Source organism: Reichenbachiella agariperforans (genome assembly GCF_900142205.1).
GTDB lineage: Bacteria > Bacteroidota > Bacteroidia > Cytophagales > Cyclobacteriaceae > Reichenbachiella > Reichenbachiella agariperforans.
In genome coordinates this window covers 237,916-252,963 of the sequence record NZ_FRAA01000002.1, presented here as the reverse complement: position 1 = coordinate 252,963, position 15,048 = coordinate 237,916, and the positions used below count along the sequence as shown (strand labels likewise).

Annotated in this window: 13 protein-coding genes; 7 read left to right on the top strand and 6 right to left on the bottom strand. The window is 43.7% G+C overall.

Going from position 1 to position 15,048, the window contains the following annotated elements:
- Nucleotides 1-19 precede the first annotated feature (19 nt).
- Nucleotides 20-3,166, bottom strand: a complete 3,147-nt coding sequence (locus BUB99_RS07470) for a SusC/RagA family TonB-linked outer membrane protein (RefSeq protein WP_073121083.1) — start codon at nt 3,164-3,166, stop codon at nt 20-22.
- A 659-nt stretch (nt 3,167-3,825) separates the two neighbouring features.
- On the opposite strand from BUB99_RS07470, the gene BUB99_RS07465 reads away from it, so the two are divergent.
- Entirely contained in the window at nt 3,826-4,233 is a 408-nt protein-coding gene (locus tag BUB99_RS07465) for a hypothetical protein (protein WP_073121079.1), read from the top strand.
- 417 nt (nt 4,234-4,650) lie between these two features.
- Nucleotides 4,651-5,394: a hypothetical protein gene (locus BUB99_RS07455; RefSeq protein ID WP_073121074.1), complete on the top strand. Its 744-nt coding sequence runs from the start codon at nt 4,651-4,653 to the stop codon at nt 5,392-5,394.
- A gap of 178 nt (nt 5,395-5,572) precedes the next feature.
- Here BUB99_RS07455 and lipB read toward each other — a convergent pair whose 3' ends face one another.
- Nucleotides 5,573-6,289, bottom strand: a complete 717-nt coding sequence (lipB, locus tag BUB99_RS07450) for a lipoyl(octanoyl) transferase LipB (RefSeq protein WP_073121072.1) — start codon at nt 6,287-6,289, stop codon at nt 5,573-5,575.
- 16 nt (nt 6,290-6,305) lie between these two features.
- Entirely contained in the window at nt 6,306-6,941 is a 636-nt protein-coding gene (locus BUB99_RS07445; protein ID WP_170863752.1) for a carboxypeptidase-like regulatory domain-containing protein, read from the bottom strand.
- A 119-nt stretch (nt 6,942-7,060) separates the two neighbouring features.
- Between BUB99_RS07445 and BUB99_RS07440 the strand changes: the two genes are divergently transcribed.
- From BUB99_RS07440 to BUB99_RS07420, 5 genes are all read left to right on the top strand, one after another.
- Nucleotides 7,061-7,435, top strand: a complete 375-nt coding sequence (locus BUB99_RS07440; protein ID WP_073121070.1) for an ArsR/SmtB family transcription factor — start codon at nt 7,061-7,063, stop codon at nt 7,433-7,435.
- Entirely contained in the window at nt 7,432-8,142 is a 711-nt protein-coding gene (locus BUB99_RS07435) for a YjjG family noncanonical pyrimidine nucleotidase (protein WP_073121068.1), read from the top strand. The genes BUB99_RS07440 and BUB99_RS07435 overlap by 4 nt, the downstream gene beginning before the upstream one ends.
- A gap of 59 nt (nt 8,143-8,201) precedes the next feature.
- The gene (locus BUB99_RS07430) at nt 8,202-9,812 is read left to right on the top strand and encodes a sensor histidine kinase (RefSeq protein ID WP_073121066.1); all 1,611 of its coding nucleotides are present in this window, start codon (nt 8,202-8,204) and stop codon (nt 9,810-9,812) included.
- Nucleotides 9,809-10,498, top strand: a complete 690-nt coding sequence (locus BUB99_RS07425) for a response regulator transcription factor (protein ID WP_073121064.1) — start codon at nt 9,809-9,811, stop codon at nt 10,496-10,498. The genes BUB99_RS07430 and BUB99_RS07425 overlap by 4 nt, the downstream gene beginning before the upstream one ends.
- A gap of 61 nt (nt 10,499-10,559) precedes the next feature.
- Nucleotides 10,560-11,282, top strand: a complete 723-nt coding sequence (locus BUB99_RS07420; protein ID WP_252737294.1) for a 1-(5-phosphoribosyl)-5-[(5-phosphoribosylamino)methylideneamino]imidazole-4-carboxamide isomerase — start codon at nt 10,560-10,562, stop codon at nt 11,280-11,282.
- 22 nt (nt 11,283-11,304) lie between these two features.
- Here the strand turns inward: BUB99_RS07420 and BUB99_RS07415 are convergent, their stop codons facing one another.
- The 3 genes from BUB99_RS07415 to purE form a co-directional block, all read right to left on the bottom strand.
- Nucleotides 11,305-12,744, bottom strand: coding sequence for a DUF5723 family protein (locus tag BUB99_RS07415; RefSeq protein ID WP_139280938.1), 1,440 nt, complete (start codon nt 12,742-12,744; stop codon nt 11,305-11,307).
- Between the two features lie 34 nt (nt 12,745-12,778).
- Nucleotides 12,779-14,413 carry a hypothetical protein gene (locus tag BUB99_RS07410; RefSeq protein WP_073121057.1) on the bottom strand — a complete coding sequence of 545 codons (1,635 nt, stop codon included), beginning with the start codon at nt 14,411-14,413 and terminating at the stop codon, nt 12,779-12,781.
- Between the two features lie 149 nt (nt 14,414-14,562).
- The gene (purE, locus tag BUB99_RS07405) at nt 14,563-15,045 is read right to left on the bottom strand and encodes a 5-(carboxyamino)imidazole ribonucleotide mutase (protein WP_073121055.1); all 483 of its coding nucleotides are present in this window, start codon (nt 15,043-15,045) and stop codon (nt 14,563-14,565) included.
- Nucleotides 15,046-15,048: the final 3 nt, after the last annotated feature.

The window sequence follows — 15,048 nt, the reverse complement described above, 5'->3', positions numbered from 1 at the left end:
CTGTTAAGCTCATAGTGTATCAAAATTGTACGTTCAGACCGACTGTGAAAACTCTAGCTGTGGGTGGGACATTCTGGTCTTTGCCTGAGTTGATGGAGTTTCCATTGATGGATATTTCAGGATCTGAGCCTCTGTAATTGGTGATGGTAAATACGTTAGAGGACTGGACGTATAGATAAGCATTGTCAATCGTCCCGCTCAAAAAGGAATGGTGTACAGGGACATGGTATCCCAAAGAAAGATTCTTCAACTTCATATAGGCGCCACTTTCTACCTTGGTACTGCTGCTAAAGGAGAACCCTGCTGATACATTGTCTCCATAATATAGCTTTTGGATTTCGGTGACTTGGCCAGGGGTCGTCCATCTGTCTTTGATGAAGGTGCCATTGTTGAAATACCTTTGGTCAGAATTGGTGGCTCTGGTGCCATTGTAGAGCTTGTTGCCCCCGACAAAGGTGAAGTTGATGTTCAAATCGAAGTTTTTGTAGGTGAAGGAATTGTTGATCCCTCCATACACAGTCGGCAATGATGGCCCTTGGATCACGCCATCCTTATAGTTGTCGATCGCAGGCGCTTCTGATCCATCGAGATATGTCCATTTTGGGGAGCCGATATGATTGTATTGTACCGTATTGCCCTCACTGTTGACGAACATCATTTGTCCGTTGTCTGGGTTGACACCAGCACAGGGAACAGCAAACAATGACCCCACCGAATAGCCTACACGGGTCATGTTTTGCACACCAAATACACTCGGAACGAACACATCGCTGACCAGCTCGGTCACTTTGTTCTCCAGGGTAGATAGATTAAAACTGGCATTCCATCCGAAATCAGACTGCTTGATGATCAGCGCACTGATGTTCAATTCAATTCCTTTGTTGTACATGCTACCAACATTGGCGTTGATATAATTGTTGGGCAAGCCCGCCGACAATGCCTGAGGGGCTTGTAGTATGAGTCCGTCTACGAGGTTTTTATAGTAATCAAATTCGATATTCACCCTGTTGTTCAGCAAAGAGGCATTGAATCCAATGTCCATCTTGGTGCTTTTTTCCCATTTCAAATCTGGGTTAGCAGTCTGCGAGTAGCCCAGTGTGGAGGAGCCACCATAGGTAGATGAGCTGTAGGTACCGATGGACGCATAGTCGCCAATTTCGCTGTTGCCTACGATTCCATAACTACCTCTTATTTTTAGTTTGTTGAGGACGGTCGCCAGTGCGGACGTTTTATAAAAACTTTCCTGATCCACATTCCATCCCAGCGAACCACTGCCGAAGTTCCCATATTTGTTGTCTTCTGCTAATGCAGATAATCCGTCTCTTCGGAAATTGACACTCACGAGGTATTTTTTTTTGTAGTCATAGTTGACAGAGGCGAAATAGGACAGTAGCCCATTGACGCCATATTGGTTGCCCGAGGGGGAAATGTTTTTGTATACGCCTTGGTAGAGCGTATAGCTCGGGTCGGTCAGGTTGCTTTGTTGTGCTCCCCAACCGTCGATGGTCGTTGTAATTTTTTCATGTCCTACCAGTGCGTTGATGGCGTGTTTGTCATGAATGTTGAGACGGTAGATCAAGGAGTTGACAAAGTCGATGCGAGAGAATTTGGTTGTCGAATTGGTGGCCACTCCATTGGCAGATGCACCGCCACCATTCAAGGGATTCAGGAATGATTTGTTTTCTGCTTGTAAGAAGTTGGCTCCTAGGCTGGTTCTAAAAGTCAAATTTTTCAATACTTCGAGTTCACCAAATACATTGCCTATCAGTGAGTTGTTGTCAGAGGTGTTTTTGTCTTCGTAGATGGTAGCGGCGAGATTGTATGCATTGATCGAACCGACCAGGCTGGGGTCATTGGCACCATAGCCTACGCTGTTGCCATTTTGGATGCTGTACGAGCCGTCTTCGTTGTAGACGGGTACGTTTGGCGGCAATACGTATGTCATCCTACCCAGCCCTTCGTTGGTGATGTACTCGGTATTGTAGGCAGAGGAGGACATAGAGTTACTCGAAATAGCGCCTGTATTTGGAGCAGTATTTTTGGACTTGTTCATGGAGACATTGGTGCCAATCTTGATCCTTTTATTCAATTGATGATCTATGTTGATTCTTGCCGAAAAGCGCTCAAAATTGTTGGTTTTTATAAAGCTGTTTTGGTTGAGATAGCCCATCGATAGGTAATACCGTGTAGAATCATGTGCGCCAGAGATACTTACATGATGACTTTGTGACAACCCGGGTTCGTAGGCCACATCATACCAGTTCGTATCGACTGTGCTGCCATCGGGATTTTGCATCAGTGCAAACCCGGGTTCTTTGCCCGCATTTACCATGGCTTCATTCTTGATCATCACATAGTCTTCGGCACTGAGGAGCTCGGGCAGGTTGTAGGGTGTGCTGACGCTAAACCAAGTGTCATAATTGACCTTTGTCTTGCCACGGCCTTTTTTGGTGGTGATGACCATGACGCCATTGGCAGCTCTAGAGCCATAGATAGCGGCCGCAGCGGCATCTTTCAATACGTCTATCGATTCGATATCATTGGGGTTGATATCCGAAAGCGGATTGTTACCAATCAACCCACCGATGGATCCTACAAAAACAGTGACCCCATCGATCACCACCAATGGATACAAACCAGAGGTGATCGTGTTGATGCCTCTCACTCTCATGACGGGCGCGTTGTTGAGCACACTGGAGGACTGTACAATGTCAACACCTGTCGCCTGCCCGCCCAACAGTTGATCAAAACTAGTGGTCGGCCTATTTTGCATTTGATCCATAGAGACCCTCGACACAGATCCAGAAAACTCACTCTTCCTTCGTGTATCGTATCCACTAGATACCAATATCTCCTCCAGTTGAATCGCGGATTCTTGCATGCTGATGGTCAAGGGATCGAAGGAGTTGATCGAAATGTACTTCTCTTGATACCCGATATAACTCGCCGTGATGAGGAAGGGCAACCCCTTGTCAGCGGGTAGTCTAAATTCTCCCTTTTCGTCCGTCACCGCACCAATGCTAGTGCCCTCGATCTTTATGTTGACGTTGGACAAGGGGAGATCATTGGATGCGTCTATCACCTTGCCTGAGAGAATGGACTGTTGTGCATAGGAAGAGAAACCTAAGAAGGTAAGGCAGAGCAGGCCTAGGGTCATTATGAGCATACCCTTTGACTTACTTCGAGTGATTGATGTAAAAATTCTTTGTAAAGTTTGTGCCATATAGCTGAACTGAAATAACGTAGATGCTTTTTAATTTTTCTCTGAACCCACACGGCCCTGTTTTGCTTTATCGAAAACAAACGAAGTTGATGCCTCCTTGATCTTGTATGGATTAAAGGTCAATGATATACAATGGAGGGAAGTCAATCTTAGATAAAGGATGAATGAACCGATTTGATGGATGGGAGGATGGTTTTGATAAATGAGCTGGAGAGATGAACAAAATCACCGTGCTATCCGCCGGCCTTTGCTTGCTCTCCGATGTAAGCTTACATCAGGTGTCAAGTAAGCTTACTTGGAGGCTCAGGTAAGCTTACCTAGAGGCTCATGTAAGCTTACCTGAAGAGTCACATAAGCTTACATGGAGATTATGGTAAGCTTAGTTCAGCATGTTGCCCCCTAAATCATTGAAAAGCCCTTGTTTTAAGACGAGAAGGGACGGACTCTACGACCTTGCTGGGGCACAACTCGTTACGAGCCACAGAAATTTACACCCATGTAGCAGTCAAAGGTTTGGCAACCATAAAAAATCTACTAGATTTAGCAAAGATACATTGCGTATATGTGACATGGTGTCACGTGTTAGCACCCATTTACTTCAAATGACAAAAAAAATCTTAATATCACTAGCAACTCTAGTCTTCTTATCGCTAGGGTTAAACTATTTTGTATTAGACTCTGTCTTATTCGAATATGTGAATGAAGAGGAACGATTGAAAAAATCATATGCTGACATTTCATTATTTCAACCTATTCATGTCTTAACGGCTTCTGATAGCCTTTTTAAATTTCAAGATTCTACAACAGTCCTAATGGACTCCACGGTTAGTAACCTACTACAACTTTTCGATGAACTAATAAGCTCTTCAGGAGGGGTAACAGAAGATGGTGAATTGTTTAACCCGCATTCCACAAATCAAGTAATGAACTTCTTTGATGGGGAAAACTATTTCAGAAGCAACGCTAAGGAACATTTTGGTATCGTAGTAAATAACTATGAAAAGCCTTAATTTGAAGTCCTCGCTTAACATTCCAATTGAAGCCAAAAAGAAGTATTATAAATGGGGGTTATTTGAAAATAAAACCGTTGCAGAATCAGTGACAATCCTAGAACTTATGGCTGCACATATTTCTTATGACAAATTTGTATACTCTTATAACCAAATGACTGTCAAAAAATAAGTGTGCTAACAAGGTGTAGACATGAATGCCCATGCGAGCTTTTCGAAGCAATGCTAGAATCAGTACCACCGCTCCTCGCGGAATCTCCAGAATACCGTTAACGCATTCGTGGTTATTTTGTCGCTCCAAACTTGCGCTATCGGCTAAATAGACTTTTGAGGTTGTGCGCGGATCGGTTACCTTTCTGCCTTAATCAAACTGTGAGGGCACATCGTCTTACACAGGCGTTGACATCAATTACCGAAATGGTTAAGAAAGAAAATAAGAAGGAACAAATATGGATGACTGTATTTACTGTCATTCCTGCCGTAATGCTCGGTAACCTTGGTGGAGATTTATCCAGAACACTAGGTTTAAATAGCACCTTACTCAGCGCAATCTTGGGTGGAATGGGGGGAATGATTGGTTACGGTCTATATTTCTTTACCAAACATTTAAATACTGCGATCAAAATTTCAATATTAGTTGCCCTTTTTGCGATGTTGGCGGTTGGAATACGGGTTATACTTGCTCAACCAACAGACAAAGAACTAATCGAACAAGAATGGATAAATCAAAAAATAGGAACCATCAATTTCGAATCTCCATCAAAACTAAAACTGGCTTCTGCTTCTATACCGCAAGGCACTGAACAATTCTATGGCTCCCTTGAAGTTTACACTGATGAGAATAACGATAGAACTACTTCATTCATGAATGCGAAGATTCTGGTAGACACTCTCAATTTGGCTGAATCATTTGGAGGGTCACTTGAAGGTATGCTGAATAACATCGGCATAACAGAAGTTGAACTGCTTGAAGATCACTACATGGATAGCGAAGAAGTTGTGGCAAAATTCAAATTTCAGCTGGATGAACAAGAAGTTATTGGTTTTGGGTACATGCGAAATGTCGGTAGAACTCTCCAGTCGATTTGGCTCATGCCGATTAAACAAGGCTTTTCGCTTGAATATATCGACAAATTCGAACTTGCAATAGAGCCTGAATAAAAACTGAGAGCCAGCCTCATAGGCTAATCACTTGAAGTAAACAGGTTACTTCAAGTAACCTGTTTACTATGCAAAGTTGTCTTTAGGTATCGTATTCAGTACACCTTTATATCATTTTACGGCATATCGTCCTTGCAGGCCAGCATAGTTTCTGGTACTAGCTGTAAGCGCAAGCTACTTACACCCACTCAAACTCAAACAAATCAGCCAAATGTGCTTTTATTTTTAGCTCGACTTCTTTGATGTCGAGTGGTCTGCCGAGTTCTTGGGCTAGAGAGGTGACGGCCTTGTCATCGATTCCACAGGGGACAATATTGCCGAAGTAGTTGAGGTCAGTATTGACATTGAAGGCAAAGCCGTGCATCGTGATCCATCGGCTGGCTTTCACGCCTAGTGCACAGATTTTCCTTGCCTTGGTTTCATCATCTCCATCTATCCATACCCCAGTTAGTCCTTCTATTCTTCCTGCCGTGACACCATAGTCCGTACAGGTCATGATGACGGCTTCTTCGAGTAGTCGGAGGTATTGGTGTATATCGGTGAAGAAGTTGTCCAGGTCCAAAATCGGGTAGCCTACGATCTGTCCAGGGCCATGATAGGTGATGTCTCCCCCACGGTTGATTTTGTAGAAGGTGGCGTGTTTCTGTCCCAGTCCTTCTTGATCTAGAAGCAAGTTTTCTTCACGCCCTGATTTGCCGAGTGTATAGACATGTGGGTGCTGGCAGAAGATCAGATAATTAGGTGTTGGGTTTTGATCTGTCGCAGGTAGTTTTCTGTTTTGGATTTTGAGATCAACCGTTTCTTTGAACAGTTTTTCTTGGTAGTCCCAGGCCTCTTGGTAGTCTATCAGTCCTAGGTCGACGAACTGCGTCTGTTTGTTGAGCAAGTGGTTCATGGTGTGGCTAAAAAGACTACTCTTTCTCTCGTTTTTTGAGCGACTTGATAAAGGTGTTCCACGCGAAGGGATTGAGTAGAGAGATGGAGTTGGGCTGGAACTTGTGGTTGTAGGCAGATGCCTGCTGTGCCATGTAGTACTGGTGATTGCCTTCTGCACCCATCGATAGTCCGTTGGAGTAGTTCCTGATGTTGCTGCGGTTGGTGTTGCGGCGCATGTTGTCTATATCGTACTGGTTAGGTAGTTCGAGTGCTAGGATGGCTTCTTTGAACATCTCTTCGCTGGGAAATGGGTAGACTTCTAGCTCTTCGAGATAGGTGGTGTCTTGCTTTAGCGTGATGACGACCGTATAGCTATCTCGGTCACTGGATAGTCGGGGGACTCTGATTTTTTGTTTCTCAAAACTCACCGCACTGACGATGAGGCTGTCCCCTTCTAATACCGCCATGGAGAAGTAGCCATAGGGATTTGTAGTAGTACCACGGCCGCTTTTGGGGGCATAGATATGAACACCAGGGATGCCGATCGTGGCATCTTGATCCACGACTATTCCCGAAAACTGAACGACTTTATTGTCCGTCTGGGCATGGCAGGTTTCTGATGCTGAGATCAAAATGAGTGTGGTCAATATCGTGGCTATGAAAAGCTTCAAGGGTTTTGTTTTATTTAATGCTAATTTGCGTGAGAAAGTTTTCCTACGCGGTAAAATTACTAAATAATTAGTGAAATGACTGGCCGCAGCAGGATGTGTGAAACCAAAAGTCGGCTTGTATGAAGCTCAAAAATTTTAATCTTCAGTATGGCTCCCAGATTTTTAAATCCTTCTCGGATGAGGCCAGAATCAGAATCATGTCGTTGCTTTTCAATCACGAAGAGTTATGCATCTCGGATATCGAGCATATTTTAGACTTCACCCAGACCAAAACCTCCCGACACATCACTTACCTAAAAAATGCAGGTCTATTATCGTATCGCAAGGTAGATCAGTGGGTGTTCTATGAGATCAAGGAGGAGGTCATGGGGATGGTCGCGCAGATATTTAAGTTTCTAAACAAAGACGCCCAGTTGCAAAAAGACGATGAGATCTATCAGGTGCTCAAGTCCAATAGAGAACTGGCTGTCAACAAAATTCATAAACCGCTTTGAGTAAGACGTATAAGTATGTTTTTTTTGACCTAGATCATACGCTCTGGGATTTTGATGCCAATGCAGAGGCCGTGCTTCGGGATTTGTATGTGTTGCATGATTTGGCAGGGGTAGGGATCGTTTCGGAGGATTCGTTTATTCGGGACTTCTTCGAGACCAATGCAGGCCTTTGGGCACAGTACAATGTAGGTCAGATCGATAAGTTTTTTCTTCGAAATCAGCGTTTCCGTTTGATCTTCGAGGCAGCTGGGGCTATTATGAATTTGGTCTCCGATGAGTACCTCAAAGAGTTCAACAAGCAATTTTTGCACAATTGCCCAAGACAAACACGTCTCATGGATGGTACGATAGAGGTGCTAGAGGCGCTGCATGCGAAGTACCCGATGCACATCATCACCAATGGGTTCGAGGAAGTACAGTCACACAAGATGGAGTGCTCGAAGATTGCCAAGTATTTTGATCGTGTGATTACTTCTGAGAAGGCAGGGTTTAAGAAACCTTTCGCAGGCATATTTAATTACGCGATGAAATGGACAGGTGCCAATGCTGCTGAGTCCATCATGATCGGGGACAATCTGGATGCCGATATTAAAGGAGCCAGAGACTATGGGATGGATCAAGTATTTTTTAATCCCGACGGAAACCTACATAGCGAGGAAGTCACCTACGAAATCAGAAACCTGCGGGAGCTGCTGGAGATATTGTAGGGGTGTTAAAACTGGTTAAAAACCGTTTGGGCTGCTAGAAGTTACGGTAATTTTGATTGATGACTAGAATTAAAATTAGTTGGTTAGTACTCGCGATGGGAGTTTCTCTCATTGGGTTGGTCGTGTTTCAGATCTCTTGGATAGACAATGTGATATCCTCCAATGAGCAGGCCTTCAAAAATAGCGTGCAAAATGCGCTGCAAAGTGTCGCTTCCAAACTCGAAAAGCGGGAAGCACTCGAAGTGACCGTTGATAATTTTCACACAGACTTTATCTATAAGAGTTTAGCCAATGTGGATAGCAATCGCGTAGAGCTGATAGAAAGTACTTTCGAGAAGAAAATCGTAGAGATACAGGACCTAGTGCAGGACTCTAGTAGTCGGCCAGAGTGGATGAGTTTTTATTTTAACTCTAATGATGAACCCGATGGATTGAAAAACACGGCAGTGTCTATCTCCGCAGACATATCTCCCGATCACAACAAAGTAGTATACCTGGGAAATGATAACGACTCTACGGCTACCGTCAAGCTGCAGTATGAAAAGCGCTTGCGGCAGGTGGCCAAGAAAACCGAATATGTGCAGCTTGCTCTCCGAGAGCTTTTCACGGGCAAGAAAAAATTGTCCGATAGAATCAGTAATAGCAACCTAGACTCTTTGATCACCAGTGGCTTGGCCGACAATGGGATCGAACTGGAGTTTGACTATGCGGTGTTCGATCCAGTAGAGGGAGCCGTTTTTCCGAGGGATGCTGCACCAGAGGTGATGGTGTCTGACCTGAAGGCTACTTTATACCCGAATGATGTGATAGGAGAGGTCGGTTATCTGTATGTGAGTTTTCCTAAGCAGGAGCGGTACATACTGAGCCAAGTCTGGTTTACGCTGCTCTCTTCACTCTTTTTTATTTTGATTGTTTTGTTCTGTTTTGGCTATGCCGTGAGAACTATTTATTTGCAGAAGCAACTTTCTGAGATAAAAAGTGATTTCATTAATAATATGACGCACGAACTCAAAACCCCAATCTCTACTGTGGCACTGGCCTGCGAAGCACTCCGTGACAAAGAGATTCAGAGTACAGGCGCATTGATGGGTAGATATCTCGGGATAATAGATGATGAAAATAAGCGATTAGGAGCGCAGGTGGAGAAAGTGCTTCAGATGGCAGTGATAGATCGAAATGATTTTAAGCTGAAGTTAGAACCAGTCAACGTGCACGAAATCATCGAAAATGCATTGGACAAAGTAGCACTACAGGTGGCAGGCAAGGAAGGGCGCATAGAGAAAGAGTTACTAGCCGTTCATCAGAACTTGACAGCTGACCGTGTACATTTGACCAACATCATCTTCAACCTGTTGGACAATGCCAACAAGTATTCTAAGGATGCGCCGGACATTAAGGTGACGACCAAGGATACCCGTAGTGGGATTGTGATTCGGGTGATCGATCATGGGATAGGAATCTCTAGAGAAGGTGTTAAACGTGTCTTTGAGAAGTTTTACCGCGTACCGACGGGCAACCTTCATGATGTCAAAGGTTTCGGGTTAGGCTTGTCCTATGTCAAGAGTATGGTCGAGGCTCATGGTGGTCAGATATCCGTGCACAGTGAGCTGAAAAAGGGGAGTGAGTTTGAGGTGTTTTTTCCTTATGAACTTAAAAACAAAACAGAATGACTAGAATATTGGTAGTAGAGGATGATCCTAATCTAGGACAGATACTTAGCGAGTACCTCCAACTCAAGGGCTTTGTGACAACCCTATGCACAGATGGCGAAAAGGGCTTTGAGAAGTTTAAAACTGAGAAATATGATTTTTGTATCCTAGACGTCATGATGCCCAAAAAGGATGGGTTCACGTTGGCTAAGGAAATTAGAGAAATTGATAAGACGATTCCAGTGATTTTCCTCACAGCGAAATCAATGAAAGAGGACACGATCGAAGGATTGAAAATCGGTGCGGATGACTATCTGACCAAGCCGTTTAGCATGGAGGAACTGATACTCCGTGTGCAAGCCATATTGCGGAGGTCAGGAGCTAAGTCGGATCAATCGAATACGATCAATAGATTCGAGCTGGGAGGATTGACTTTTCACTATGATAGAAGTCTACTCGAACGCCCTTCTGGAGATGTCAAGTTGACCTCTAGGGAAAATGAACTGCTAAAGATGCTCTGTGATCACATGAACCAGACGATGGAGCGTAATGCAGCGTTAAATGCGATCTGGAAGGACGATAGCTATTTCAATGCACGTAGTATGGATGTCTATATTGCGAAGCTGCGCAAGTACCTCAAAGAGGAAGAGCAGGTGCATATCCTGACAGTTCATGGTCAGGGATTTAAGCTTGTCAAAGTTGAGTAAATATCGTATATTTTGGTTATCTCTGTGATCCAAAAGAGATTTACATTAAACAACAACCATTATGCAACTTGTCCCCTCCATAGCCATCAAAGATGGAAAGGTGGTTCGTCTCACCAAGGGCGATTTTTCTCAACCCACAGTATATGACCAGAATCCTATAGATCTAGCGAAGCAGTTTCAGGATCATGGTGTCAAGCGTCTCCATATGGTCGACCTAGATGGAGCGAAAAAAGGAAAAATTATTAACTACCATATCCTCGAAGCAGTCGTCGGTCATACCGAACTGGCAGTCAATTTTACAGGAGGGGTTCATACGGATGGTGATATCACTAAGGTTTTTGAGTGTGGAGCGGAGAGTGTGACTTGTGCGACGATGGCAGCCTATTCTAGAGACCTGTTTGCGGCGTGGATCATGTCCTATGGCAGAGACAAAATTGCCTTAGCGGCAGATTGTCTAGATGGAAAAATCCGAATAGGTGGTTGGCAGAAAGATACTGAGCTTGATATTTTCAATCATATAGACTACTTCTATCAGCGGGGATTGAAATACGTCAAAACGACTGATATAGCTAAAGAGGGCGTACTCAAAGGGCCTTCCTTCGTTCTTTACGAGCAGATTTTAGAGAAATACCCAGGTGTGTTTTTGTTTGCTAGTGGAGGTATTCGAAGTATGAAGGATATCGAAAAGCTAGACAAGTTGGGCGTACACGGAGCTATTTTTGGGAAGGCTTTCTACGAAGGCCATATTACCCTCAAGGATATTGAAAAGTTCTCTGCTAAGTAGCAAAGAACTTTTCATGTCGAAACTATTTTTCGGTAAACCCAGGCTTTTCGTTGTAGATAGGACGTGGTTTTTTGACTGGAACGATCCAGTATATTCCATCGCTTTTTTCTACTTTTTCTTTTTTGCCGTATGGGGATGGATGATCTAGGTCATTGCGTCTATCTTCTACGACTTTCTTTCTACCAAAGATGAAATTGATACCGAAGCGTAAGTCAAAGGAAGAGGTGTTTGGCACGTCGAAAGAACGAATAATCTGATCACTAGCTAGATATAATTGAACAGCACCTAGTGTAACGGCCGCTCCTAGCCCCATGTCTATACCTTGCTGAGGTTTTCGAATAACGTTGGCGGAGAGAGCTAATATTTGTCCAAATTTTCTTGTGTAGCCTAGTGCATAGTAGAATTGGGTTCGGTCTTGTACGACATGCGTAGCAATAGTGGCAGTGAACATATCTTTGGTAGTTAGATTATAGCTACCACTGGCATAGATGCTGGTGTTGAGACCAGACCTATAGGACTGGTAGGTTGTAGAATCATCCAGCTTGTTGATCAGTGAGTCTTCAAATGCGTCTGCTATGTTATCAACATCTCTTAGTTCTAATCCGCCGAAGACAAAGGACGTGTCAGCAACCCAGTAGTTCTTGGGATCTGCTTTCCAATTGATGAAGCCTAGATCATTGACGGCTAGAGAAGCGGAGAATTGTTTATTGATTTGCCAGTTAAACCCTAGATCCATTCCGAACCCTAAATTGTTATTGAAAGTAGCATAGGATTGTATTTCGTCATCCGAACCATTTTCAAACATATTGATCCCCGAGGTGTTGACTCTAGCGTCGGAGAGTTGAATGTGATGGTTGTAATCATCGTCAATAGAAATACTACCTGAAAAATCTCGATCTGTGATGACACTGACCATTCCGTTGATTAGTTTGGCACGAATACCAATGTCTATTTTTTGTTTGGGAAGTCGTTTCCAAAGGCCAATGCCATATTCTCGGTAGTAGCGAACGTCCGTCATGGTAGTAGATAGATCGAGCGTTTGCCCTGCATAGTTTTTGTTTCCGTTCCATGCAAAATCTACTAGGTCATCACTGTAAAAAGATCTAGCCGCGATACGCTCTCTTACGAATAGTGAAATAGCGGTGTTGGCACTGGTACGGAATCCTAAGTAGAAAGTAGAGATCTCAGCTTCTGTCAGAACGGAGTTTTTGTCATTGGATAGCTGGACAAGCTTGTCTATATCTAAGGAATCTATGCCTTCTTCTTTTTTGATCGCGTCATTGTAGCTGTATGGTGAGTTGATATCAATCGCGATTCCAGATAAGACGGGAAGCCCAAAAAACACTTTACCTTCTGGTATGAAGGCGGGGTTCATGTTGTTCCCCTGAAAAGTAGTATTCTTGAGATGATAAAGAGAAATACCTGACTGACTATAGCCCAGTCTCGTTAGGCAGAGAGTCAATAGAAGTAGTATATATGGTCGTAAATTCAAGGTCTTAGAGTTCTATGTCAAGCGTGGCTTCTACACCTAAAAATATTTCTAATTTATAGTCAGCGTATATTTTTACAAAGCTGTCGTTAGCCGTGTCATAGCTGCTGATATTAAGTATCAGCCTTAAAGTAGGCTGGTTGTATAGTGCGTCTAGGCCTTCGCCAGATAACCGAATGTGGTCTATGCTTTCGCTTCCAGCTGTTATCTTGCCCCCAGAGGGGATTTCTGGAGATTGGAGGACACTTACGTTTTTTATCTGATAGATGACTGCACTATCAGCATCCAGAAACTGGAGATCTATCGAGCCGTTGAGTGGTAGCTGATTGATGGTTTTGATGCGAAGTGCAATGGAGTCAGCCTGATCAAAATCAAAATCATCTAAGCTGTAGTCAATATGACGCGTGAGATTAGTGAGTTGTAAATCCAGCGGTAACTCTATTTCCATATACGTAGTGGCGGAGCTGTTCGCATCTACGAAATTCCGGTCTTCTGGTGGATTTACGCTAGTGGTGTTCGAATAGTTAGATTGTGCCTCTACTGATACATTAATCACATTGGGACCAATATTTAATAGCTCACTTAGGTTAGAGACGTCATTATTGATGCGAATGGTTGATGTGACTGAGTTACCTACTGAGTTGATGTTAGGAGCGTTGATGAACTGTGGAGCCTCTGTGACACTACCTGTGAGCGATACTTGATCACCTGCAGTATTGGACGAGATGATGCTAGAGAGGCTTAAACCCATCGGGACGCCAAATGAGTTGTCTACGATTAATCGAATTTCTGGTGATCCAAAACGGATGTCTCCATCTAGTTCATCAAAAAAATCCATTTCGATAGTTTGTGATTGAATCTCAAAATCTTTCTCTCCAAAGTATCCATAGATGGTCTCAAACTCTACGTCAGCAATGTCTATGCGGTATCTGAATTGGTCTGTCTTGGAGACACTACTGCCTGAAGTGATTTTTAGTGTGCCGTTGAATTCGCCTGTGAAGATGTTTTCATTCGCCGCATTCTGAGTGGCTATTGTCTTGTGGTTGGCTAGACTGAGTGTTTGGCTGCCTCCACTGTTAGCGCTTGCAGCACCGCTTAACACGAGCGGTAGACCAGTAGCACGATCTATGATGTCATCGATTACCATTTCGAACTCCATACCTACATTGAAAGTAGACTCATAGGTAATGGAGATACTGCCTAACGCATAGAGCAGTGAGTCTAATTCTTCACCATTCGAGATGGGATAGTTGAACTGAAGATTCTGAGTGAACTTGAAGTCTCCTGCTTCTGAGGAGCTGGCATTGGTGATTTCAATTGGGGACTCAATGAGCCCATTGTTACTTACATCATCTATAGCTATGATTTCATTCGCGTCACTAAATATCGTGGTGTCTCTATAAACGAGTACAAGAATGCCTGCCTGAGTCGTGTCTACATCTAGCTGTTCATCATCTAAGTCTTCGATTAGTTCAGATGTGGTAAAAGTCGTAGTTCCTAAGGCTAGTACGACATCTCCAGTATAATTGGGTAGTTTGATGTCGTCAAAGGTCAGTTCTTCCGTGTTACATCTCGAAAGCAGTAGTAGGGAGAGAGAACCAATGATATAGGGGATGAGTTTAGGGTAGTCGTAATGTTTCAACTTCGTCTATTATGAATGTTAAGAATGAAATAGCAGGAGGTGTAAATAGCGTGCGATTAAATTTTACATTTTAATCGATCACAATATAATTACATCCTTAACCGTAATCCAAGCGTATTATTATTCCCCTTATGTCGAAAGTACAAATACTACAATTGATTAATGGAATCTTCCACTTTTCGCTTTAGTTCTTCTTTGTATTTTGCCAGATTGTCGCCAATCGTGTCGTCATGAGACCCGATGATTTGCGCAGCTAGTATCCCAGCATTTTTAGCACCATCGAGCGCTACTGTAGCGACGGGTACACCGCCTGGCATCTGTAGTATAGATAGCACAGAATCCCACCCATCGATCGAGTTGCTAGATTTGACAGGCACACCGATCACTGGTAGAGTAGTGAGTGAAGCGACCATACCTGGTAGGTGAGCCGCGCCACCTGCTCCAGCGATGATGACTTTCAGCCCTTTTGACTTGGCGCTCTCTGCATATTCGACCATGCGGTGTGGGGTACGGTGTGCTGATACGATGGTGAGATCATATTCTACTCCGAGCTCGGTTAATACCTCTGCGGCTTGGTTCATGATCTTCAAGTCCGACTGGCTACCCATGATGATTCCTACTTGTGCTGACATAGT